Origin of the sequence: Pseudomonas sp. B20, assembly GCF_020515755.1 — a bacterium.
GTDB classification, from domain to species: domain Bacteria; phylum Pseudomonadota; class Gammaproteobacteria; order Pseudomonadales; family Pseudomonadaceae; genus Aquipseudomonas; species Aquipseudomonas syringae.
The window spans coordinates 55,602-77,167 of sequence record NZ_JAHPJG010000021.1 but is presented as its reverse complement, the minus strand read 5'-3'; the positions used below and the strand labels follow the sequence as shown (position 1 = coordinate 77,167).

The window sequence follows — 21,566 nt, the reverse complement described above, 5'->3', positions numbered from 1 at the left end:
AGCCGAGGAAGCACCATGAAACTGCCAAACCGTTTTATCACCGGACTGGGTATCTTGATGATCAGCGCCAGTCCGCTGCTGCAAGCTGCACCACCTGATCAGCGTGGTGATGGCCCGGACGACAACCGTGGCGTTCAACAGCCGGGGCCGCAGAACAATGGCGGGCATAACGAGCGTGGCAATGACCGTGGACCGGGCAATGACAATGGCAGGGGTCCCGACAAAGGCCCGGCCAACCAGCCAGGCAGACAGGCGCATCAGGACAACCGCGGCGGCAACCGCCCACCGCAGGATTTCGGCCCGGTACGCGAGACCTTCCAGCAACACCGCGACGTCATCGGCCGGGGCCAGCCACTGCCGCCGGGCGTACACATCGCCAAGGGCCGTCCGTTGCCACCTGGTTACGGCAAACGCCTGGACAGCCGCTCGCTGCAATACCTGCCACATTATGACGGCTACGAATGGCGCCGCCTGGGCACCGACGTCGTGCTGATCGCCGTGGGTTCGGGGATTGTGTACGCGATTCTGGATGGTGTGTTGAATTGATGGGGTGCTGACGTCCTTGAATGAGCGGCGACGCGCAAATGTGTGACACGGGGCGTCACGCAAGGCATTCCTCATCGTTATACACAAGTCCGCTTTTGATTCTGGCCGAAGGCCGTGGAAGCGAACCGGGCGACGCTTCGCTTGTTCGCGAAAGGGCCAGTATAATCACCGAAAATGCATCGTCTGAAATACCGTCTTCGCGAACAAGTTCGCTCCCACGCCCTTCGGGCAGAAGCCTGAAAGCGCTGCATTCCCGGTTCTGTGTATAAAAGTGAGCACTACAGCGTGGTAGCGCCGCTCCGGAGGGTCTGCATCCGTCCCTGAAGCGCGGCTCAGCTCAACCCTGCTTCTGGTTAACCCGCGCCAAAAACGTCATCAGCGCCCCTGACACAAAATCCGGATTTTCCAGATTGGCGATATGCCCGGCCTCAGGCACCAGCAAGTAGGGGCAGCCGATCAGGTTCGCCATTTCACGCGTCTCCTCGGGCGGGCGCGGGATGTCTGCATCGCCACACATCACCAGCGTGGTGTCGGCATTCAGTTGCTCGATCAACCCGAGCCGGTCATCACGACCAAAAATCATCCTTCCCAGTGGTACCACGGACTGACGCAACTGCTCGGCATTCATGCCGGCAAGCGCTGTACGAAACGACGTGTACACAGGCGACTGCGGATCAATCCCGGGGCGGAAGAAGATCGGTACAACGATATCCAGCAGCGGCTCAGGAAAGCTCCCGACGTCTTCCAGCTTGTCGAGCAACGAGAAATAGTAGGCTTTCTTGGCCTCGGTCTCTTTGCCCAGATAGGTATCCATCAGCACCAGCCCGGTGATGCGCTCTGGTGCGAGCAGCGCAGCGATTGCGCCCCACATACCGCCGACCGACAGCCCGACGATGCTGCAACGCTCGATATTCAAATGATCCAGCAGCGCCAGCGCATGCCGCGCCAGGTCATCGAGATTGCGCGTGCCCTCAGGAAACCCGCTGGAATCGCCATGACCCCACAGATCCGGCACGATCACCCGATACTGGCTGGCCAGGGTATCAATCTGCGCACTCCACATCGCCTTGTCCCAGAGATAGCTGTGACCGAGCAATACCACCGGGCCCGTGCCCTGGTCGGAATAGTGAAGTGTCTTACCGTCGATGAGTAGATCCGGCATTTCTGATGATCCTATGTTCTGGTCTTTCAGCATTCGGTTCAATCGCCCATGGCAGGCAGCTCATGAGGTTGAAGCGTATACGTGACCATTTTGTTGATGTGCGCGCGGTGATGGACCGAGTGGTCACTTTTCAGCGCGGCAATATTACACCGCAATCGACGGCAATGGCCTACCCGCCAGCGAAACCCCGCTCAACGCCTGCTCGCTGGCCAGCCAGTCCACGAACTGCTGAACGATCTGCACGCGGCGTTTGCGCTGCGGCAGGACCACGTAATAGCCCTGACCTGAAATCGCCGCGCCGGCGATTGGGCGACAGAGCAGGCCCTGATCGAGCAGGTCGTCGACCAGGTGACGCCAGCCGATGGCGATGCCTTGTCCGCCGATGGCCGCCTGGATCAGCAGGGTGTAGTTGTCGAAGCGCAACTGGCCGGGCGCGGGGACCTGGGGGATGTCCAGCGCGCGGAATACGCCCGCCCAGTCGAACCAGTGGTTGATGCTTTCGCCACGCAGGTGCAGGAGTGGAAAGTCGCGCAGCGCATCGTTGGGCAGCGGCGTCTGGCGCCCGGCGAGCAATTGCGGGCTGCACACCGGGAAAACCTCTTCGCTGAACAGCCAGTGGCTTTCGCCCTGTTTGAAGCGCCCGTCACCGAACAGCACGGCAACGTCGATGTCGGCGCGTAACATGCTGTGGGTACGCTCGCTGGTGACCAGGCTGACGTCCACGTCCGGGTTGACCTTGTGGAAACGATGCAGACGCGGCATCAGCCAGTAGGCGGCGAAGGCGAAGTCGGTCGCCACTTGAAGCACTTCGTGCTGGTGGTGTTCGGTGATCGCTATCAATCCGCTGTCGATGGATTGCAGTCCGGCCTGCACATGGCTGAACAACACTTCACCGGCGTCGGTCAATTCGATGCCACGGTAGATGCGGTCGAACAGGCGTGTAGCGAGTTGCTCTTCGAGGCGCTTGATCTGCTGGCTGACAGCGGGCTGTGTCGTGCCCAGTTCGAGGGCTGCCGCGGTGAAGCTGCGCAAGCGCGCCGCGACCTCAAAGGCACGCAGCAGGTCAAGTGACACATCGCCGAAAGATTCAAACATTAGCTGAGCTTATCCTAGGCATTGCTGTGTATGGGCTTTACCCTGAAACGTATGGACTCCATTCTCATACCCGGCACTTTCGCATAACTTTTCACAATGGGACGCAGCGATTACATGAAGCGCAAAAATATTCTGTTCATCATGGCCGATCAAATGGCCGCGCCAATGTTGCCGTTTTACGCCCGGTCCCCGATTCTGATGCCGAACCTGAGCCGCATGGCTGCCAACGGCGTAGTGTTCGACTCGGCGTATTGCAACAGCCCGCTATGCGCACCGTCGCGCTTCACCCTGGTCAGCGGCCAGTTGCCGAGCAGGATCGGCGCGTACGACAACGCAGCCGACTTCCCGGCCGACATCCCCACCTATGCCCATTACCTGCGTGCGCTGGGTTACAAGACCGCCCTCGCAGGCAAAATGCATTTCTGCGGACCGGATCAACTGCACGGCTACGAAGAACGTCTGACCAGTGACATCTACCCGGCCGACTACGGCTGGTCGGTCAATTGGGACGAGCCGGACGTGCGGCCAAGCTGGTATCACAACATGTCATCGGTGTTGCAGGCCGGTCCGTGCATTCGCACCAACCAGCTGGATTTCGATGAAGAAGTGCTGTTCAAGTCCCAGCAGTATCTGTACGACCACGTGCGCCAGGACGGTGATGCGCCGTTCTGCCTGACCGTTTCCATGACTCATCCTCATGATCCGTACACCATTCCCATGCCGTTCTGGGACCTGTACGCCGACGAAGAGATCCCGATGCCGCCGCCGCACGCCAATCAGGCCGCGCTGGACCCGCATTCGCAGCGGCTGCTCAAGGTCTACGACCTGTGGGACAAGCCCATGCCGACCGACAAGATTCGTGATGCGCGCCGCGCCTACTTCGGTGCGTGCAGCTACATTGACCTCAACGTCGGCAAGCTGATGCAGACGCTCGATGAAGTCGGGCTGGCGGAAGACACCATCGTGGTGTTCTCCGGCGATCACGGCGACATGCTGGGCGAGAAGGGCCTCTGGTACAAAATGCACTGGTTCGAAATGGCCTCGCGCGTGCCGCTGGTGGTGTACGCGCCGGGGCAATTCAAGCCGGGAAGGGTCAGCGCTTCGGTGTCGACTGCCGACTTGCTGCCGACCTTCGTCGAAATGGCCAAAGGCAAACTGGACGCCGGTTTGCCATTGGACGGACGCTCGCTGATGCCGCATTTGAAACGCAAGGGCGGGCACGATGAGGTCTTCGGCGAGTACATGGCCGAAGGCACCACCAGCCCGCTGATGATGATCCGTCGTGGCGCGTACAAATTCATCTATTCGGAACAGGACCCGTGCCTGCTGTTCGATGTGAAGAAGGACCCGAAAGAGCAGAAGGACCTGAGCCAGTCACCCACCCATGAAAAGCTGTTCACTGAATTCCTGGCCGAAGCTCGGGCCAAGTGGGACATCCCGGCGATACACCAACAGGTGCTCGCCAGCCAGCGCAGAAGGCGCTTCGTCGCCAAATCGCTGGCAACCGGCAAGCTGAAGAGTTGGGATCACCAGCCACTGGTCGACGCCAGTCAGCAGTACATGCGCAACCACATTGATCTGGACGATCTGGAGCGCAAGGCACGTTTTCCGCAACCTTGACCCTGCCCACACCAAAAAAACCAAAGGGGTACATCAATGAAGAAGTTATCCACAGCCGTTGCGGTCGCGGTCATGACCCTCGGCAGCCTTGCAGCGCAGGCAGAGGACGCCAGTTGCAGTACCGTGAAGATGGCCGATCCCGGCTGGAGTGACATTGCGGCCACCAACGCTATTACCAGCGTGGTACTCGAGGGCCTGGGCTACACGCCCAAGGTCGATACCCTGGCCGTGCCGATTGCCTATGGCGGTTTGAAAGACGGCAAGCTCGATTTGTTTCTGGGTAACTGGATGCCGGCGCAGCAGGGCTTTTACGACAAGTTCGTGGCCACCGGTGATGTGACGCAACTGGCGAAAAACCTGGAGGGCACCGAATTCACCCTGGCCGTGCCGGATTACGTCTGGGAAGCGGGTGTGCATAACTTTGCCGACCTGAATAAATTCGCTGACAAGTTCGACAAGAAGATCTACGGCATCGGTTCCGGCGCACCTGCCAACCTGTCGTTGCAGGAGATCATCAAGAAAAACGAATTCGATCTGGGCAAATGGAAACTGGTGGAATCCAGCGAGACCGCGATGCTGGCCGAGGTCAATCGCAACGTGAAGAAAAAGGCCTTTGTGGTGTTCCTCGGCTGGACGCCGCACCCGATGAACGTGCAGATCAAGGGCATGCACTACCTCAAGGGCGGCGAGAAATATTTCGGCGACACCGGCTCGGTCTTCACCCTGACCCGCAAGGGTTATGCTCAAGCCTGCCCGAACGTCGGCAAGCTGCTGACCAATCTGAGCTTCACCCTGGACATGGAAAACAGCATCATGGCCGAGGTGGTCAACAAGAAGGTCAGCAACAGCGAGGCGGCGAAGGCCTGGATCAAGGCCAACCCGGCGGTGCTGGACAAGTGGCTGGAGGGTGTACAGACCGTTGATGGCAAGGACGGTCTGGCGACGGTGAAGGCCAGGTTGTAGGCGTAAAGCCTTGAGTGCGCTGCGTGGCGAAGGTCTGTGACGCGCAGCGTCACCCAAGGCATTCCTACGCTGGAGCGTGGGGAACGATAGCCATCCAACTATCGTGCCCATGCTCCGCGTGCCGTTCTGGACGCTCTGCGTCCTCTACGTTCAATTCACCCGAGGGACCGATGCGCTGGCTCAATCGCCATAAATTTCTACCCTTTCTCGCCTGGCTGCCGCAGCAGAATCGCGTCAGCGTCGGGCGTGATGCGCTGGTGGGCCTGAGTGGCGCCATTCTGGCGCTGCCGCAATCCATCGCTTACGCACTGATCGCCGGGCTACCGCCTGAGTACGGTCTGTACGCTGCGATTGTTCCAGTCCTCGTGGCCTGTCTGTGGGGATCGTCCTGGCACCTGATCTGCGGGCCGACTGCGGCTATATCCATCGTGCTGTATGCCAGTGTCAGTCCGCTCGCCGTCCCGGCCAGTCAGGACTACATCATGTTGATCCTGCTGCTGACCTTCATCGCCGGTGTGTTTCAATTGTTGCTGGGGATGATGCGCTTCGGTGCGCTGGTAAATTTCGTTTCGCATTCGGTAGTGCTGGGTTTCACGCTGGGCGCTGCGGTGGTGATTGCGCTGGGGCAGATGCCCAATCTGTTGGGCATCGATCTGCCGAGTCAGACCACCGCCCTCAAAAGCCTGACCGCCGTGCTCGAGCATTGGCGTGAAGTCGATCTGTCTTCGCTGATGCTCGGTCTGTTGACCCTGGCACTGGGCATCGGACTCAAGCTTCTGGCGCCTCGCTGGCCGACGCTATTGATCGCACTGGTATCGAGCAGCCTGCTGGTGTGGCTGTGGCCGGCGATGTTCGGCCATGTCCGTGTGGTCAGCGCCTTCGTCGGCCATCTGCCGCCCTTCAGCCCATTGCCGCTGGACCTCGAACTGATCCTCAAGCTGCTGCCGACCGCCGTGGCGGTGGGCATGCTCGGGCTGGTCAACAGCCTGTCGATTGCCCGCTCGCTGTCGGCTCGTTCGCAGCAGATGCTCAATGCCAATCAGGAAGTGCGTGCCCAGGGGCTGTCGAACATGGTCGGCTCGCTGTTCTCCGGCTACCTGTCAGCCGGGTCTTTTACCCGTGCGGCATTGAGTTACGAGGCAGGTGCGCGCTCGCCGCTGGCGGGGGTGTTTTCTGCGTTGTGGGTGGCGTTGTTCGCCGTCGCCGGTGCCTCGTTGATATCGCACATTCCGATCCCGGCCATGGCCGCCTCAATTCTGCTGATCTGTTGGGGACTGGTGGATCGCCGAGGCATTCGTGCGCTGTTCCGCGTCAGCCGCGCCGAGTTTTTCGTGATGGCGCTGACCTGTCTGGCCACCTTGTTGCTGGAGCTGCAAACCGCGATCTACGCCGGTGTCCTTGCCTCGCTGTTCTTCTACCTCAAGCGCACCTCGCAACCGCGCGTCCAGCAATGGCGCGAGGGCGACGAGGAGGTCCTGCGGGTCGGCGGATCGATCTTCTTCGGCGCCAGCCACTACCTGCAGACCCGCCTGCAACGTACCGAAGGTCTGCGAGTGGTGATCGATGCGCAGCAGATCAACTTCATCGATTACTCAGGCGTGGAGATGCTTCATCAGGAAGCCAGACGTCTGGGCCGGCAGGGCAGAGTGCTGGTCCTGCGCAATGCCAGGCCGCAGGTAATCGAAGAACTGCACAAGCTGGAAGGGGCGGAGAAGTGCCCGATTCAGTTTGAGGATTGAGTTGTAACTCATCGCCGCGACGCTCTGCGTTCTACAAAGGTCCCGATAAGCCCGTAGATTTGGCTTCTGCCCGAAGGGCGTGGGAGCGAACTTTGTTCGCGAAAGGGCAGGTATAATCGCCGAAAATTCATCATCTGAAATACCGCCTTCGCGAACAAGCGAAGCGTCGCCCGGTTCGCTTCCACGGCCTTCGGCCAGAATCAAAAGCGGACTTGTGTATAACTCGGAGCATTGGCACGATAGTCCGCAGATAGCCGATCAACCCGCAGCCAGCAATCTGCGCAACTCCGCCAGCACCGGAGCCGACTCCGGACGCACACCGCGCCACAGCAGGAAGGCTTCTGCCGCCTGCTCGACCAGCATGCCCAGACCATCCACCGCCTGCGCCGCGCCGTGCTCGGTTGCCCAACGGCAAAAAGCAGTGGGCTCGTTGCTGTACATCATGTCGTAGCAGAAGGTCACTCCCGGCTGGATGAGGCTGGGCGCAATCGGTGGCAGCTCTCCGGCCAGACTGGCAGAGGTGGCGTTGATGATCACGTCCACCGGCTCTTCAAGCCAGTCGAAGCTGCTGGCGAATACCGGCCCGAGGTCGGCGAACTCCTGCGCCAGTCGCTCGGCTTTCTCGACCGTACGATTGGCGATCACCAACGCAGCGGGCTGTTGCGCAAGCAATGGCTCCAGCGCGCCACGCACCGCGCCGCCTGCGCCCAGCAACAGAATGCGCTGACCACGCAGGCTGCGCGCGCAGTTGACCGTCAGATCACGTACCAGCCCCGCACCGTCAGTGTTATCACCCAGCAGAGTACCGTCGACGAGCTTGCTCAGGGTGTTGACCGCCCCGGCGCGCTGCGCACGTTGGGTGAGGCTGTCGGCCAGGCGCCAGGCTTCTTCCTTGAACGGTACGGTGACGTTGGCGCCACGCCCGACCAGGAAAAACGCCTGAGCGAACGCGGTGAAATCATCCAGCGGTGCCAGCGAGGTTTGGTAATCCAGCGTTTGCCCGGTTTGCTCGGCAAACAGGCGATGAATCAACGGCGACTTGCTATGGCCGATGGGATTACCGAAGACGACGTACTGGTCCATCAGTTTTCCGCCAGCCAGTCGCGGTCGGTCAGGAAATACTCGGTCAGGCGCGCCTCTTCGCTGCCCGGCGCAGCCTTCCAGTCATAACCCCAGCGCACTTGCGGCGGCAGCGACATGAGGATCGATTCGGTACGCCCACCCGATTGCAGACCGAACAACGTGCCGCGGTCATACACCAGGTTGAACTCGACGTAGCGACCACGACGAAATTCCTGAAACTCACGCTGCTGCACCGTATAGGCCGCTGCCTTGCGCCGCCGGACGATCGGCAGATACGCATTGATGAACGCATCACCGATGGCACGAATGAAGGCGAAGCTGGTGTCGAAATCCCACTGGTTCACGTCATCGAAAAACAGACCGCCGATGCCGCGCGGCTCGTCGCGGTGCTTGAGGTGGAAGTAGCTGTCGCACCAGGCCTTGTAACGCGGGTAAACATCATCGCCGAAGGGCGCGCAGGCGCGCTCGGCAACCCGGTGCCAGTGCACGCAGTCTTCCTCGACGCCGTAATAGGGCGTCAGGTCGAAACCGCCACCGAACCACCAGACGGCCTCTTCACCTTCCTTCTCTGCAATGAAGAAGCGCACGTTGGCGTGGGACGTCGGCACATGCGGGTTGTGCGGATGGATCACCAGCGAAACGCCCAGCGCCTCGAAACCACGCCCGGCCAGTTCAGGCCGATGAGCGCTGGCAGACGGCGGCAGATTGCTGCCGAAAACGTGGGAAAAGTTGACACCGCCTTTCTCGATGACCGTGCCATTCTCGATCACCCGCGTGCGACCACCGCCGCCCGCCGGACGCGTCCAGGCATCTTCCATGAAGTGTGCGCTGCCATCTTCCTGTTCAAGCGCAGTGCAGATACGGTCTTGCAGGTCGAGCAGGTAGGCTTTTACGGCCTCGGTACGGGTACTCATGAGGATCCCTTACGGCTGACGTCAAACGGCTGAGCCCCCGCAGCAAAAGAGGCGCAGGCAAATTGGCGCGTAGCATACCATCGGCGGCGCGGGCTGGCAGTTGACGAAGGTCCGGGGAAGGAGTCCGATGGGGGCTTTCGTGGCTTGTTTTAACCATCAAGGAGAGAGCACATGGCAAAGCGTATCCAGTTCAGCGCTGTCGGAGGACCCGAGGTTCTTGAATATGTCGATTTCGAGCCGGAGGCTCCGGGGCCGCAGGCGGTGGTGGTGCGTAACAAGGCCATTGGCCTGAATTTCATCGATACCTATTACCGCAGCGGGCTGTATCCGGCGCCGTCGCTGCCTTCCGGCCTCGGTGCCGAAGGGGCGGGGGTGGTCGAGGCGGTGGGGGCCGAGGTGACGCGCTTCAAGGTCGGTGATCGTGTCGCTTACGGCACCGGGCCGCTGGGGGCGTACAGCGAAGTGCACGTGCTGCCTGAAGCGAATCTGGTGAAGCTGGCTGACTCGATCAGTTTCGAGCAGGCCGCAGCCCTGATGCTCAAGGGCCTGACGGTGCAGTATCTGCTGCGTCAGACGTATCAGGTAAAGCCGGGCGAGATCATTCTGTTTCACGCCGCTGCGGGCGGCGTGGGCTCGCTGGCCTGCCAATGGGTCAAGGCGCTGGGCGCCAAACTGATCGGCACGGTCAGTTCGCCGGAGAAGGCCGCTCACGCCAAGGCGCTGGGTGCCTGGGAAACCATCGATTACAGTCACGAAGACGTCGCCAGGCGCGTGCTGGAGCTGACTGACGGCAAGAAATGCCCGGTGGTCTACGACGGGGTGGGCCAGGACACCTGGCTAACGTCGCTCGACTGCGTGGCGCCACGCGGGCTGGTGGTGAGCTTCGGCAATGCGTCCGGGCCGGTCTCGGGCGTGAATCTCGGGATTCTGGCGCAAAAGGGTTCGGTGTATGTCACTCGCCCGACGCTGGGCTCTTACGCCAACAATGCGCAGAACCTGCAGGCCATGGCTGACGAGCTGTTCGACATGCTCGCCAGCGGCAAGCTCAAGGTCGACGGCATTCAGCAGTACGCCCTGAAGGACGCCGCCAAGGCGCAGACCGAGCTGTCGGCCCGGCGCACCACTGGCTCGACCATTCTGATCCCTTGATCGTCTACCACTGAACCCGCGCTGTGTGCGCCAGCGTCAGCCGGCGCGCACGATCTGCGCAGTCGCGATATCGCGTATCACGCTGGGGTTTCGACGGCCGCCCAGGCTGCCGCCGAGAACCCCGTCGATCTGCCCGCGGAAGTACTGCTCGACGCGCAATCTCGAACGCGCGGCAGGGCGACCCGCCGGGTTGGCGGAGGTGGAGATCAACGGACCGACCAGCGCGCACAGTTCACGCACAGTAGGGTGATCGGTAACACGCAGCGCCACGGTTTCGTGAATGCCGGTGATCCACTCGGGCAGCAGGTTCTGATGCGGTACCAGCCAGGTGTTGGGCCCAGGCCAGGTGCTGGCCATGCGGTCGAGCCACAATTCGGGGAAGTCTTCGAACAGGAAGTCGAACTGGCGAATGTTGTCGGCAATCAGGATCAGGCCTTTTTCCACCGGCCGTGACTTGATCGCCAGCAGACGATAGACCGCTTCTTCATCCCATGGATCGCACCCCAGCCCCCAGACTGCCTCGGTCGGGTAGGCAATCACCGCACCGGCTCGAATATCCTGAGCGGCTTGTTGCACTCGCCAACTGCTGACCATTGTTTGTCTCTCCACTGAATCTTGGGGGCAGTTTAACCTCAGGGCGCTCTGGCGAACCATCGTCCTGCTTCACAGCTTATGCGTCCGTCCAGTTCCAGCTCGGTCAGGCCTGCCAATATCTTGGGCAACGGCCAGCCGCATGACGCCGACAGGCCCTCGCTGGTGTGCGGTGCGGCGTGCAGCAGCGCCAACAGTGGATGATCGCAAGGGGCAGGCTTCGCCGGCGTGACAGGGTCGATGCCGGGCGCAACACGTTTCCAGTGCTGCAGGCCTTCAAGAATGTGCTCGACGGTCTCGACCAGTGTCGCGCCGTCACGTATCAACTGATGACAGCCCTTGGCGCCAGGGTGATGAATCGAGCCGGGTATCGCGTACACCTCTCGTCCATGCTCCGCGGCCAGTCGCGCGGTAATCAACGAGCCGCTGGCGACACTGGCCTCGACCACCAGTATGCCCAGCGACAGGCCGCTGATGATTCGGTTACGTCGCGGGAAGTTGCTGGCCTGCGGTTCGGCGTCCAGCGGGAACTCGGAAATCACTGCGCCGCCCTGGGCCGCCATCTGCGCGGCAAGGGCGCGATGCTGCTGTGGATAAAGTTTTTCGAGCCCGGTGCCAAGCACGCCGATTGTAAGCCCACCGACATCCAATGCGCCCTGATGCGCGGCGCCGTCAATACCTCGTGCCAGGCCGCTGGTGATCACAAAACCGGCAGCCGCCAGGCTGCGCGCAAAAGCGCTGGCGGTGTCCAGCCCGGGTCGGGAGGCGCGACGACTGCCGACCATTCCCAACTGCGGACGCTCGAGGATCGAGGGTCGCCGGCAATGAAGATCAGCGGAGGTGGATCAGCGATCTGCGCCAGCAATGCGGGGTAGCCAGGGTCGTCCCACATCAGCAAATGCTGGCCCGGACGCTCCAGCCAGGCCAGTGCGGCACTGGCGCCATCACGTACTAAAGGGTCACGACGCGCCTCGGCACAGGCACCAGGAATGCCCAGTGCACGCCATGCGCTGGCCGGCGCACTGAGCGCCGACGAGGCCGAACCGAAGGCTTCAATCAGCCTGGAAAAGCGTTTCGGCCCTATCTCGGGCAAGCGGTGCATGCGCAAACGCGCTTCCAGCTCTGCGGGCGAAGAGGGGGCATTTTCGAACAATGGCATGAGATCGTCCCTGATCCATCGTGCATCCCGAATGATGCACAAACCTGTGGATAACTCTGTTGACAACAATTTGATAAGTGTCTGGTTCGTCACACAAATCCGTGTCAGATCTGAAACATGCGTCTACGGGTTGCGAACCTTGTCCATGATGGCCAAAGATCGGTTGGCTTGCAGGACCAAGGCGTAACTAAGCTTGTCGTAGGTACGGAAAACCATCAGCAGGCCGGCCCGTTCGTCGGGGATTTTTACCAGCTCACCAGTGATTCGGTCGCGCACGGTTTCGCTGGTCTTGTAGATCGCCAGCACGTTGCCCTCAGTCAGGCCGTCGCGTTTGCCCTTGTCGAGCGTGACCACATCCAGCACGCTGACCTGAGTGACGCCGCGTGGCACATCCAGAATCAAACCTTCTATCGGCGCCTGCGGAGCGCTGGGCAAAAACGTCGAGTTGATGGCCCGCTCTTCGCTGCTGAACAAACGATCGCCCAGACGCACTTCCTGCGTGGAGCGCTGCAGAATCAGGGTCGAGACGTCACCTTCGGTGGCAACCACCTCGGCGCTACCGACATCATCGGCGTTGATACCCAGTACTTCCTTGGTCTCTGGATCAATGTAGGTCTTGCCCTGACGGAAGATGCCGTAGACGCTGTGCGACGGGTCAAGCGCGCCCCGTGCATAGGCGCGATCACCGTTGCCACTGAGCACGCGCTCGGCATTGCCCGCAACGATGTAGGGCGCTTTTTCGAACTGCTCGACGCTGTCGACAATCCGATTGTTGATCAGGAATGCGTTGATCGCGCCCAACGGAATGCTCGGAATGGCTTCGACCATCGGCGTACTGCGCACAAGCGGTGACAATTTGATGGTGCCGCGCGACTCGCCGCGATTGAGCGTCACACGCGGCTGACCATCGACCCAGGTCAGCGCAAGGGTGTCACCAGGGTAGATCAGGTCGGGATCATGGACTTGCGGATTGGCCCGCCAGATCTCGCGCCATTTCCACGGTTCACGCAAGAACTTGCCGGAAATATCCCAGAGTGTGTCCCCGGCGACAACGGTGTAGCTCTGCGGATAGCCTTCCCTGAGTTGCACTTGCGCCTGCGCAAGACCGCTGGCAGTCAGCAGCAGCAGGGCGAGTAGTGATTTCCTCATGCGGTGAATCCCTTTATCATGTTGCCTCACGCGAACCCTAGAGTCCTGTCCTGGGCTGCCTGCCTTGAACTCCCGGGCCCGGCACCCAACATTGACTTTACCTTAACAGTGCAGCTCTTACGTATATGGCCATTCTAAACATCCTCGAATTTCCCGATTCGCGCCTGCGCACCATCGCCAAACCTGTGGCGATGGTAGACGAAGGCATTCGCCAGTTGGTCGACGACATGTTTGAAACCATGTACGAAGCGCCAGGTATCGGCCTGGCCGCGACTCAGGTCAATGTCCACAAGCGCGTGGTCGTCATGGACCTGAGCGAAGACCGCAGCGAACCGATGGTCCTCATCAATCCTGAAATCGAAAAACTGACCGATGAAATGGATCAGTATCAGGAAGGCTGCCTGTCGGTCCCCGGTTTCTACGAGAACGTCGACCGTCCGCAAAAGGTCCGCGTCAAGGCGCTGGACCGTGACGGCAAGCCTTACGAACTGGTTGCCGAGGGCCTGCTCGCCATCTGTATCCAGCATGAATGCGATCACCTGAACGGCAAGCTGTTCGTCGATTACCTGTCCAACCTCAAGCGTGACCGGATCAAGAAGAAGCTCGAAAAGCAGCACAAGCTCAACGCCTGATCCGTCGTTACCCCAAAAGGCCTGAACAGGCCTTTTTTTATAATGAGAACTGCATGACTGAGCCACTGCGCATCGTCTTCGCCGGCACCCCGGAATTCGCCGCCGAACACCTCAAGGCCCTGCTCGACAGCCCTCACCAGATCGTTGCCGTGTACACCCAGCCCGATCGCCCGGCCGGTCGTGGACAAAAGCTGATGCCCAGCCCGGTCAAGCAACTGGCGCTGCAACACGACGTACCGGTCATGCAGCCGCCCACACTGCGCGATCCTGCTGCGCAGGCTGAACTGGCAGCGCTGCAACCGGATTTGATGGTGGTCGTCGCCTACGGCCTGATCCTGCCGCAAGTGGTGCTGGATATTCCGCGCCTGGGCTGCATCAACAGCCATGCGTCGCTGCTGCCGCGCTGGCGCGGCGCCGCGCCGATTCAGCGCGCGGTGCAGGCCGGTGATGCAGAGAGCGGCGTAACCGTGATGCGCATGGAAGCGGGCCTGGACACCGGGCCGATGCTGCTCAAGGCCGTTACCCCGATTACCGCGCAGGACACGGGCGGCACGCTGCATGATCGCCTGGCCGAACTCGGTCCGCCTGCTGTGTTGCAGGCCATTGCCGGTCTGGCAGACGGTTCGCTGGTCGGCGAGGTTCAGGATGACAGCCTGGCCAACTACGCCCACAAACTGAACAAGGACGAAGCGCGTCTGGACTGGACACGTCCGGCCGATGAGCTTGAGCGCCTGGTCCGCGCCTTCAACCCCTGGCCGATCTGTCACAGCACGCTGAACCAGGAAACCCTGAAAGTCCTGGCCGCCGATGTGGCCGAAGGGCAGGGCGCGCCGGGGACGATTCTTGGCGCCAGCAAGGATGGACTTATCGTCGCCTGCGGGCAGAACGCGCTGCGCCTGACCCGTCTGCAATTGCCGGGCGGCAAGCCACTGAACTTCACCGACCTGTTCAACAGCCGCCGCGAGAAGTTTGCCATCGGCACGGTGCTGGGCCAATGAACCCGCGTCTGGCCGCCGCCAAGGCACTGGCTGCCGTGCTCAGCGGCAAGGCCTCGCTGAACAGCTCGTTGCCTACTCAACTGGACAAGGTCGAGGTGCGTGATCGTGGCCTGACGCAGGACCTGGCATTCGGCACCGCGCGCTGGCAGCCACGCCTGTCGGCACTGGCGGCCAAGCTGCTGCAAAAGCCCTTCAAGGCCGCCGACGCCGACGTTGAAGCCTTGTTGCTGGTCGGCCTTTATCAGCTGTTCTACAGCCGCATTCCGGCCCACGCCGCCATCGGTGAAACCGTGGGCTGCGCCGACAAGTTGAAAAAGCCCTGGGCCAAAGGCTTGCTCAACGCCGTGCTGCGCAATGCGCAACGTGATGGCGAGGCGCTGCTGATCGAGCTGGAGCACGACCCGGTGGTGCGTACGGCCCACCCGCGCTGGCTGCAGAAAGCCCTGAAAGCCGCCTGGCCGGAACAGTGGGAAGCCATCTGCGCGGCCAACAATGCGCACCCGCCGATGATCTTGCGCGTCAACCGACGCCACAACCGTCGCGATCAATACCTCGAACTGCTCAACACTGCAGGCCTGCAGGCCAGTGCGTGCACCTTCAGTCAGGACGGCATCCTCCTCGCCGAGCCGTGCGATGTGCGCTCGCTGCCCGGTTTTGCCGAAGGCTGGATCAGCGTGCAGGACGAAGCCGCGCAACTGGCCGCCGACCTGCTGGAGCTGGCCCCCGGGCAACGGGTACTCGATGCCTGCTGCGCACCGGGCGGCAAGACCTGCCATTTGCTGGAAGTGCAGCCGCAACTGAGCGGCGTGGTGGCGGTGGATCTGGAAGCCAAGCGTCTGGTGCGCGTGCGTGAAAACCTCGATCGCCTGGGTCTGGATGCCGAGCTGATTGCCGCCGATGCACGCGAGACAGCGCAGTGGTGGGACGGCAAACCGTTCCAGCGCATCCTGCTCGACGCACCGTGCTCGGCGACCGGCGTGATTCGTCGTCATCCGGACATCAAACTGACTCGTCAGGCAGATGACATCGCCGCGCTGGCGGCCTTGCAGGGCGAGCTGCTCGACGCGTTGTGGCCTACGCTGCAGGTAGGCGGCATGCTGGTGTACGCGACCTGCTCGACACTGCCGACCGAAAACACCGACGTCATCGAGGCGTTTCTGGCGCGTACCTCCGGAGCCAGAGAGCTGGACATCGCCGGGCAGGCCGGACAGCCGCCCGCGGGTATCAAGCAAGCCCATGGTCGCCAGCTGCTGGCCCAGCAAGGCGGCCACGACGGTTTCTACTACGCCAAACTGATCAAGATCGCGGCGGCGCGGGAGTAAGCGCGTGAAAATCATCATTCTGGGTGCAGGCCAGGTAGGCGGTACGCTGGCCGAGCATCTGGCGGGCGAAGCCAACGACATCACCGTGGTCGACACTGACGGCGACCGGTTGCGCGATCTGGGCGACCGCCTTGACATCCGCACCGTGCAGGGCAAAGGCTCCTACCCGGCGGTGTTGCGTCAGGCCGGCGCGGACGACGCCGACATGCTGGTCGCGGTGACCAGCAGCGACGAAGCCAACATGATCGCCTGTCAGGTGGCTCACACGCTGTTCCACACGCCGACCAAGATTGCGCGCATCCGTGAAGCGGCGTACCTGACACGCGCAGGCCTGTTCGATAAAAACGCGATCCCGGTCGACGTGCTGATCAGTCCGGAGCAGGTCGTCACCAACTACATCAAGCGTCTGATCGAGTACCCCGGTGCGCTGCAGGTGATCGACTTCGCCGAAGGCAAAGCGCAACTGGTCGCGGTCAAAGCCTACTACGGCGGCGCGCTGGTCGGTCAACCGCTGCGCCAGCTACGAGCGCATATGCCGAATGTCGAAACGCGCATCGCGGCGATCTACCGCCGCGACCGGGCGATACTGCCGAATGGCGACACGGTCATCGAGGCCGACGACGAGGTGTTCTTCATCGCCGCCAAGGCTGATATTCGCGCCGTGATGGGCGAGCTACGGCGCCTGGACGAGAACTACAAACGTATCGTCATCGCCGGTGGCGGCAACATCGGCGAGCGGCTGGCTGAGGCCATCGAAAGCCGCTATCAGGTGAAGATCATCGAAGTGAGCCCGGCGCGCTGCCGCTATCTGTCGGAGCACCTGGACAGCACGGTGGTGCTGCAGGGCAGCTCATCGGACCGCGACCTGCTGCTGGAAGAAAACATCGGCAACACCGACCTGTTCCTGGCGCTGACCAACGACGATGAAGCCAACATCATGTCGTCGCTGCTGGCCAAGCGTCTGGGCGCACGCAAGGTGATGACGCTGATCAATAACCCGGCCTATGTCGATCTGGTGCAGGGTGGCGAAATCGACGTTGCGGTCAGCCCGCAACTGGCGACCATCGGCACGCTGCTGGCCCACGTGCGCCGCGGCGATATCGTCAGCGTGCATTCGCTGCGACGCGGTGCAGCCGAAGCCATCGAGATCGTCGCTCACGGCGACTCGAAATCCAGCAAGGTCGTCGGCCGCGCCATCAAGGACATCAACCTGCCGACCGGCACGGCAATCGGCGCAGTGATCCGCGACGAACAGGTGCTTATCGCCCATGACATCACCGTGATCGAGTCCGGTGACCATGTGATCATGTTCCTTGTGGACAAGAAATGCATTCGCGATGTCGAGCGGCTGTTTCAGGTCGGCCTGAGCTTTTTCTGAACCGCTCCTGAACAGGGTATGACCCTGACTGAACCTCTTGCCGACGCGCCCTGTCGGCAACGCTCGTCGACTCGGGCGAATTCTCTCTGAGCCCGTGTATCTCAGACACACGAGCTTCATGCCTTCACGGGCTTTATGAGAGAGAACACACCCATGTCCGAATCGGAAAATTCCCCGGCCCCGCTTCAGGGATCACAGACCGACGGCACGCCGGCGGGTGGCTGGCCCGCGCTCAGTGCGGTCAACAAGCACCTGTTGCACCAGCATGTGCTGATCAAGGGCAACCGCACGCTGATGTCCATGAACAAGCCTGGCGGCTTCGACTGCCCCAGTTGCTCCTGGCCAGACCCAAAGAAGCCGCACACCTTTGAATACTGCGAGAACGGTGCCAAGGCACTGGCCTGGGAATCGACCAAGAAACGCGTGACCCCTGAGTTCTTCGCCCGGCATACGGTCAGCGAACTGGCGACCTGGAGCGATCACCAGCTGGAAGCAGAAGGCCGTATTACCGAGCCGATGCGCTACGACGCTGCCAGTGACAAATACCTGCCCGTCACCTGGGACGAGGCGTTCGCCGAGATCGGCGCAGAGCTGCGCGGCCTGAGCGACCCGTGGAAGCTGGAGCTGTACACCTCCGGGCGCACGTCGAACGAAGCCGCCTTTCTGTATCAGCTGTTCGGTCGCCTGTACGGCATGGCCAACTTTCCTGACTGCTCGAACATGTGCCATGAGACCACCACAGCGGCGCTGCCCGAGTCGATCGGGGTCGGCAAAGGCACCACGACGCTGGAAGATTTCGAGAACGCCGACGCGATTTTTATCATCGGCCAGAACCCCGGGACCAACAGCCCGCGCATGATGTCCGAGCTGCACGCCGCCGCGCGCCGGGGCGCGAGCATCATCTCCTTCAACCCGCTGCGGGAGAGGGCGCTGGTACGTTTTGCGGCGCCGCAGGACCCGCGCGACATGCTCAGTCTGCATGGGGTGGAAATCAGCTCGCAGTACCATCAGGTCAGGATCGGCGGCGACATGATCGCCCTGCAAGGCGTTTGCAAAGCCGTGATCGAAGCTGATGACGTGGCGCAGCGTGAAAACCTGCCGCGTGTACTCGATGTGGCGTTCATTGAAGAACACACCCATGGTTTTGAGCAGTACGCCGATTATTGCCGGCAGTTGCCCTGGGACATCATCGAGCGCCATTCTGGTTTGACGCGTCAGGCCATCGAAGAGGTGGCTGCGGTTTATAAGCGCTCGAAGGGGGTCATCTGCTGCTGGGGGATGGGCGTCACTCAGCACAAGCGTGGTGGTGATGCCACGCAGCAGATCATCAACCTGCTGCTGTTGCGCGGCAACATCGGCAAGCTCGGCGCGGGGGCTTGCCCGGTACGTGGACACTCCAACGTACAGGGCGACAGGACGATGGGCATCTATGAAAAGGCCGGCGAACCGTTTCTGGCCAGCATGAGCAAGGTGTTCGGTTTCGAAGCGTCCCGAAAAAAAGGCCATGCCGTGGCCGAGACCTGCGAAGCCCTGCTGCGTGGCGAGGTGGAGGCGCTCATCTCCATGGGCGGCAATTTCTTCCGCGCCATCCCGGACACCGATGTGATCTGCCCGACCGTCAGCCGCCTGAAAATGACGGTGCTGGTCAACACCAAGCTCAACCGCAGCGCGACAGTCCATGGCCAGAAGGCCTTTCTGCTGCCGTGCGTGGCGCGTTCGGAGCGCGACCTGCAGAACGGCCTGGCGCAAACCATTACGGTGGAGGACTCGATGTCGATGGTGCATGGTTCGACCGGCATGCTGGAGCCTGCGTCGAAACATCTGATTTCCGAAATCGCCATCATTGCCGGTATCGCCAAAGCGACGCTTGCGCCCAATCCCAAGGTGGACTGGGACAGCTATGTGGGCGACTACGCCAGGATTCGCGACAAGATCGAAGAAGTGCTGCCCGAACAGTTCTATGACTTCAATCAGCGCATCCTCGAACCTGGAGGGTTCCGTCTGCCCAATGCTGCCAGTGAGCGCAAGTGGGACACCGAGTCGGGCAAGGCCAACTTCCTCTTTCCCGAAGGCATCTACGACGAAGACGACACGCCGCCGGGCGCCGAGCATTTGCAGTTGATGACGATCCGCAGCCATGACCAGTTCAACACCACGGTGTATTCCAACGATGACCGTTATCGGGACATATTTGGCGACCGCATGGTGGTGATGCTCAACCCGCAGGACATCGAACGCCTGGGGCTGAAGGCAGGGGACTACATCGAGTTTCAGACGGCGCTCGACCCGACTACGGCGCGGCGTGCAGCGGGTTTCAAGGTCATACCCTACGACGTGCCGCAGGGTTGCTGCGCCGCGTACTACCCGGAAACCAACGGCCTGCTACCACTGGCCAACCGGGATAAACACGGCAACACCCCTGCGGCCAAATCCATCCCGGTGAACCTGGTGCGAATGAGTCCGGAAGGGACTCAGGTGGCGCTGGAGCGACGCGGATTGATTGCGGCGGCCAGTTGAGGGAAACACTATCGTGCCCATGCTCCAGCGTGGGCACGCCGTTCCGGATGCTCCGCGTCCGGTCTTTCCTAATACCAGCGCGCTTCGCCTGGCGGACGTTTCTTGAAGCGCTTCATGGTCCACATGTACTGGCTCGGGTACGCCCGCACGTATTTCTCGACCACTTTGCTCATCGCCGCTGCCGAGGTTTCGGTGTCGGTGCTGTACATGGCTTCCGGAGCCGCTTCGAGTACCACTTTGTAACCCGAGCCGTCCGGCAGGCGCATGGCGTGCAGGAATACGCCGACTGCCTTGCCACCGGCCAGCATGTTCGGTACGAACTTGCTGGTCAGGGCCATGGTGCCGCAGAAGGGCACGAAGATGCCGGCTGATTCGGCCGGCTCCGGATCGGCCGGAATACCCACCGAGCCGCCTTTGCGCACTTCCTTGATGACACTGAGAATGCCTTCCTTGGTTGACGCCGCCACGCGGTTGCCCAACTGCACACGCTGCTTGCGCAACAGGTCGTCCACGGCTTTCAGCTTGGGTGGACGATAGAAAATGATCGGCTTGCACTGGCTGCAGTAGAAGTGATTGAGCACTTCCCAGTTGCCCAGGTGACTGGTGATGCCAACCACGCCCTTGCCGGACGCCAGCGCGTCCTTGAGCACATCGAGCCCTTCGACTTTACGCACCAGGTCGATCGATTTCTGTGCCGGCCAGATCCACGCACAGGCGCTTTCGGTCAGGGTCTTGCCGATGTCCATGAGGCTGCGGCCGACGAGCTTTTCCAGCTCCGGCTCGCTCAACTCGGGAAAGCACTTGGACAGATTGATCCGCGCCACTTCCCGCGAACGGTTGGGCAGCTTCCACATCAGCCAGCCAATCGCGGTGCCTGTCCACTGCACCGCGCGCCACGGCAACAGCGCAAACAATCGCAACGCCCCGACCATTACGGCGCCTTTGAACTTATCCACAGATGACTCCCAGATTCTCGAGGCGGGTAGTGTAACCGTCAGCGGCTCAGGATCGCATACCGATCGCAATCGACAGTGTGGTCCATGACCATGCCGCTGGCCTGCATGTAGGCGTAACAGATGGTCGGGCCGACAAAGGTGAAACCGGCCTTTTTCAGTGCCTTGCTCATCGCTTCGGCCTCGGCGGTAATCGCCGGGACTTCGCTGCGGTCCTTGAAGTGATTGATCTTCGGTGTACCGCCGACAAACGACCAGAGCAGCGCGACCGGATCTTCCAGCGCCAGCCAGGCCTGCGCATTGGTGCGCACCGCCTTGAGCTTGAGGCGGTTGCGGATGATGCTCGGATCAAGCATCAGCGCCTCTATTTCAGCATCGCTCAACTGCGCCAGGCGCTCAACGTCAAAGCCGTGCAGCACTTCGCGATAACGCGCCCGCCGCTTGAGAATCGTGATCCACGACAGCCCGGCCTGGAACCCTTCGAGCAAAAGCAACTCGAAGAGCTTCTGCGCATCGCGCAGCGGCACTCCCCACTCCTGATCGTGATATGCGATGTACAGGGGGTCTTCGTTGCACCAAAAGCAGCGTGTCATAGG

At 61.4% G+C, this 21,566-nt stretch carries 18 protein-coding genes and 1 pseudogene; 10 read left to right on the top strand and 9 right to left on the bottom strand.

The annotated features are described in order from the left end of the window. The first annotated feature begins 15 nt into the window (after positions 1–15). Complete coding sequence (locus tag LIX91_RS20030; RefSeq protein ID WP_003413804.1) at positions 16–546, top strand: anti-virulence regulator CigR family protein; 531 nt, start codon at positions 16–18, stop codon at positions 544–546. A 337-nt stretch (positions 547–883) separates the two neighbouring features. Here the strand turns inward: LIX91_RS20030 and LIX91_RS20025 are convergent, their stop codons facing one another. Together LIX91_RS20025 and LIX91_RS20020 are read right to left on the bottom strand one after the other, a co-directional pair. Next, the gene (locus LIX91_RS20025; RefSeq protein WP_226489028.1) at positions 884–1,708 is read right to left on the bottom strand and encodes an alpha/beta fold hydrolase; all 825 of its coding nucleotides are present in this window, start codon (positions 1,706–1,708) and stop codon (positions 884–886) included. 144 nt (positions 1,709–1,852) lie between these two features. Beyond that, positions 1,853–2,803: a choline sulfate utilization transcriptional regulator gene (locus tag LIX91_RS20020; protein ID WP_046235664.1), complete on the bottom strand. Its 951-nt coding sequence runs from the start codon at positions 2,801–2,803 to the stop codon at positions 1,853–1,855. A 114-nt stretch (positions 2,804–2,917) separates the two neighbouring features. Between LIX91_RS20020 and betC the strand changes: the two genes are divergently transcribed. The 3 genes from betC to LIX91_RS20005 all read left to right on the top strand — a co-directional run bounded on the left by betC (position 2,918) and on the right by LIX91_RS20005 (position 7,125). Next, on the top strand, positions 2,918–4,423 hold the full coding sequence (gene betC / locus LIX91_RS20015) for a choline-sulfatase (RefSeq protein WP_032702505.1): 1,506 nt from the start codon (positions 2,918–2,920) through the stop codon (positions 4,421–4,423). Positions 4,424–4,459: 36 nt separating this feature from the next. Further along, entirely contained in the window at positions 4,460–5,386 is a 927-nt protein-coding gene (locus LIX91_RS20010) for a choline ABC transporter substrate-binding protein (protein WP_226489027.1), read from the top strand. A 170-nt stretch (positions 5,387–5,556) separates the two neighbouring features. Then, positions 5,557–7,125: a SulP family inorganic anion transporter gene (locus LIX91_RS20005; RefSeq protein WP_226489026.1), complete on the top strand. Its 1,569-nt coding sequence runs from the start codon at positions 5,557–5,559 to the stop codon at positions 7,123–7,125. A 258-nt stretch (positions 7,126–7,383) separates the two neighbouring features. On the opposite strand, the gene aroE is transcribed toward LIX91_RS20005, so the two are convergent. After that, entirely contained in the window at positions 7,384–8,208 is an 825-nt protein-coding gene (gene aroE, locus LIX91_RS20000; RefSeq protein WP_226489025.1) for a shikimate dehydrogenase, read from the bottom strand. After that, positions 8,208–9,122 carry an oxygen-dependent coproporphyrinogen oxidase gene (gene hemF, locus LIX91_RS19995; RefSeq protein ID WP_003421541.1) on the bottom strand — a complete coding sequence of 305 codons (915 nt, stop codon included), beginning with the start codon at positions 9,120–9,122 and terminating at the stop codon, positions 8,208–8,210. Before hemF ends, aroE begins: the two co-directional genes overlap by 1 nt. A 171-nt stretch (positions 9,123–9,293) precedes the next feature. Between hemF and LIX91_RS19990 the strand changes: the two genes are divergently transcribed. Further along, entirely contained in the window at positions 9,294–10,271 is a 978-nt protein-coding gene (locus LIX91_RS19990) for an NADPH:quinone reductase (RefSeq protein ID WP_003413794.1), read from the top strand. 36 nt (positions 10,272–10,307) lie between these two features. Here LIX91_RS19990 and LIX91_RS19985 read toward each other — a convergent pair whose 3' ends face one another. From LIX91_RS19985 to LIX91_RS19975, 3 genes and pseudogenes are all read right to left on the bottom strand, one after another. After that, positions 10,308–10,865: an L-threonylcarbamoyladenylate synthase gene (locus LIX91_RS19985; protein ID WP_003340101.1), complete on the bottom strand. Its 558-nt coding sequence runs from the start codon at positions 10,863–10,865 to the stop codon at positions 10,308–10,310. Positions 10,866–10,903: 38 nt separating this feature from the next. After that, positions 10,904–12,021: pseudogene (gene dprA / locus LIX91_RS19980) on the bottom strand (DNA-processing protein DprA). A gap of 123 nt (positions 12,022–12,144) precedes the next feature. Beyond that, complete coding sequence (locus LIX91_RS19975; protein WP_226489024.1) at positions 12,145–13,170, bottom strand: LysM peptidoglycan-binding domain-containing protein; 1,026 nt, start codon at positions 13,168–13,170, stop codon at positions 12,145–12,147. Positions 13,171–13,295: 125 nt separating this feature from the next. Here LIX91_RS19975 and def point away from each other — a divergent pair, with 125 nt between their 5' ends. From def to LIX91_RS19950, 5 genes are all read left to right on the top strand, one after another. Continuing rightward, complete coding sequence (gene def / locus LIX91_RS19970) at positions 13,296–13,802, top strand: peptide deformylase (protein WP_003318474.1); 507 nt, start codon at positions 13,296–13,298, stop codon at positions 13,800–13,802. Positions 13,803–13,855: 53 nt separating this feature from the next. Continuing rightward, entirely contained in the window at positions 13,856–14,800 is a 945-nt protein-coding gene (gene fmt / locus LIX91_RS19965) for a methionyl-tRNA formyltransferase (RefSeq protein ID WP_100073113.1), read from the top strand. Further along, on the top strand, positions 14,797–16,122 hold the full coding sequence (rsmB, locus tag LIX91_RS19960; RefSeq protein WP_100073114.1) for a 16S rRNA (cytosine(967)-C(5))-methyltransferase RsmB: 1,326 nt from the start codon (positions 14,797–14,799) through the stop codon (positions 16,120–16,122). Before fmt ends, rsmB begins: the two co-directional genes overlap by 4 nt. 4 nt (positions 16,123–16,126) lie before the next feature. Continuing rightward, complete coding sequence (gene trkA, locus LIX91_RS19955) at positions 16,127–17,500, top strand: Trk system potassium transporter TrkA (protein ID WP_003413782.1); 1,374 nt, start codon at positions 16,127–16,129, stop codon at positions 17,498–17,500. 153 nt (positions 17,501–17,653) lie between these two features. Continuing rightward, positions 17,654–20,017: an FdhF/YdeP family oxidoreductase gene (locus LIX91_RS19950; protein WP_226489023.1), complete on the top strand. Its 2,364-nt coding sequence runs from the start codon at positions 17,654–17,656 to the stop codon at positions 20,015–20,017. Positions 20,018–20,085: 68 nt separating this feature from the next. Here LIX91_RS19950 and LIX91_RS19945 read toward each other — a convergent pair whose 3' ends face one another. Beyond that, complete coding sequence (locus LIX91_RS19945; protein WP_226489022.1) at positions 20,086–20,973, bottom strand: lysophospholipid acyltransferase; 888 nt, start codon at positions 20,971–20,973, stop codon at positions 20,086–20,088. A gap of 38 nt (positions 20,974–21,011) precedes the next feature. Beyond that, positions 21,012–21,563: a DNA-3-methyladenine glycosylase I gene (locus tag LIX91_RS19940; protein WP_226489021.1), complete on the bottom strand. Its 552-nt coding sequence runs from the start codon at positions 21,561–21,563 to the stop codon at positions 21,012–21,014. Between the last annotated feature and the right edge of the window lie 3 nt (positions 21,564–21,566).

Excerpts from the sequence above, each read along its gene's own strand:
- LIX91_RS20010 (WP_226489027.1), top strand. The coding sequence starts at position 4,460 with ATGAAGAAGTTATCCACAGCCGTTGCGGTCGCGGTCATGACCCTCGGC.
- def (WP_003318474.1), top strand. The coding sequence starts at position 13,296 with ATGGCCATTCTAAACATCCTCGAATTTCCCGATTCGCGCCTGCGCACC.
- LIX91_RS19990 (WP_003413794.1), top strand. The coding sequence starts at position 9,294 with ATGGCAAAGCGTATCCAGTTCAGCGCTGTCGGAGGACCCGAGGTTCTT.
- LIX91_RS20025 (WP_226489028.1), bottom strand. The coding sequence starts at position 1,708 with ATGCCGGATCTACTCATCGACGGTAAGACACTTCACTATTCCGACCAG.
- aroE (WP_226489025.1), bottom strand. The coding sequence starts at position 8,208 with ATGGACCAGTACGTCGTCTTCGGTAATCCCATCGGCCATAGCAAGTCG.
- fmt (WP_100073113.1), top strand. The coding sequence starts at position 13,856 with ATGACTGAGCCACTGCGCATCGTCTTCGCCGGCACCCCGGAATTCGCC.
- LIX91_RS19950 (WP_226489023.1), top strand. The coding sequence starts at position 17,654 with ATGTCCGAATCGGAAAATTCCCCGGCCCCGCTTCAGGGATCACAGACC.
- LIX91_RS20030 (WP_003413804.1), top strand. The coding sequence starts at position 16 with ATGAAACTGCCAAACCGTTTTATCACCGGACTGGGTATCTTGATGATC.
- LIX91_RS19975 (WP_226489024.1), bottom strand. The coding sequence starts at position 13,170 with ATGAGGAAATCACTACTCGCCCTGCTGCTGCTGACTGCCAGCGGTCTT.
- LIX91_RS20005 (WP_226489026.1), top strand. The coding sequence starts at position 5,557 with ATGCGCTGGCTCAATCGCCATAAATTTCTACCCTTTCTCGCCTGGCTG.
- LIX91_RS19940 (WP_226489021.1), bottom strand. The coding sequence starts at position 21,563 with ATGACACGCTGCTTTTGGTGCAACGAAGACCCCCTGTACATCGCATAT.
- betC (WP_032702505.1), top strand. The coding sequence starts at position 2,918 with ATGAAGCGCAAAAATATTCTGTTCATCATGGCCGATCAAATGGCCGCG.
- hemF (WP_003421541.1), bottom strand. The coding sequence starts at position 9,122 with ATGAGTACCCGTACCGAGGCCGTAAAAGCCTACCTGCTCGACCTGCAA.
- LIX91_RS20020 (WP_046235664.1), bottom strand. The coding sequence starts at position 2,803 with ATGTTTGAATCTTTCGGCGATGTGTCACTTGACCTGCTGCGTGCCTTT.
- LIX91_RS19985 (WP_003340101.1), bottom strand. The coding sequence starts at position 10,865 with ATGGTCAGCAGTTGGCGAGTGCAACAAGCCGCTCAGGATATTCGAGCC.
- rsmB (WP_100073114.1), top strand. The coding sequence starts at position 14,797 with ATGAACCCGCGTCTGGCCGCCGCCAAGGCACTGGCTGCCGTGCTCAGC.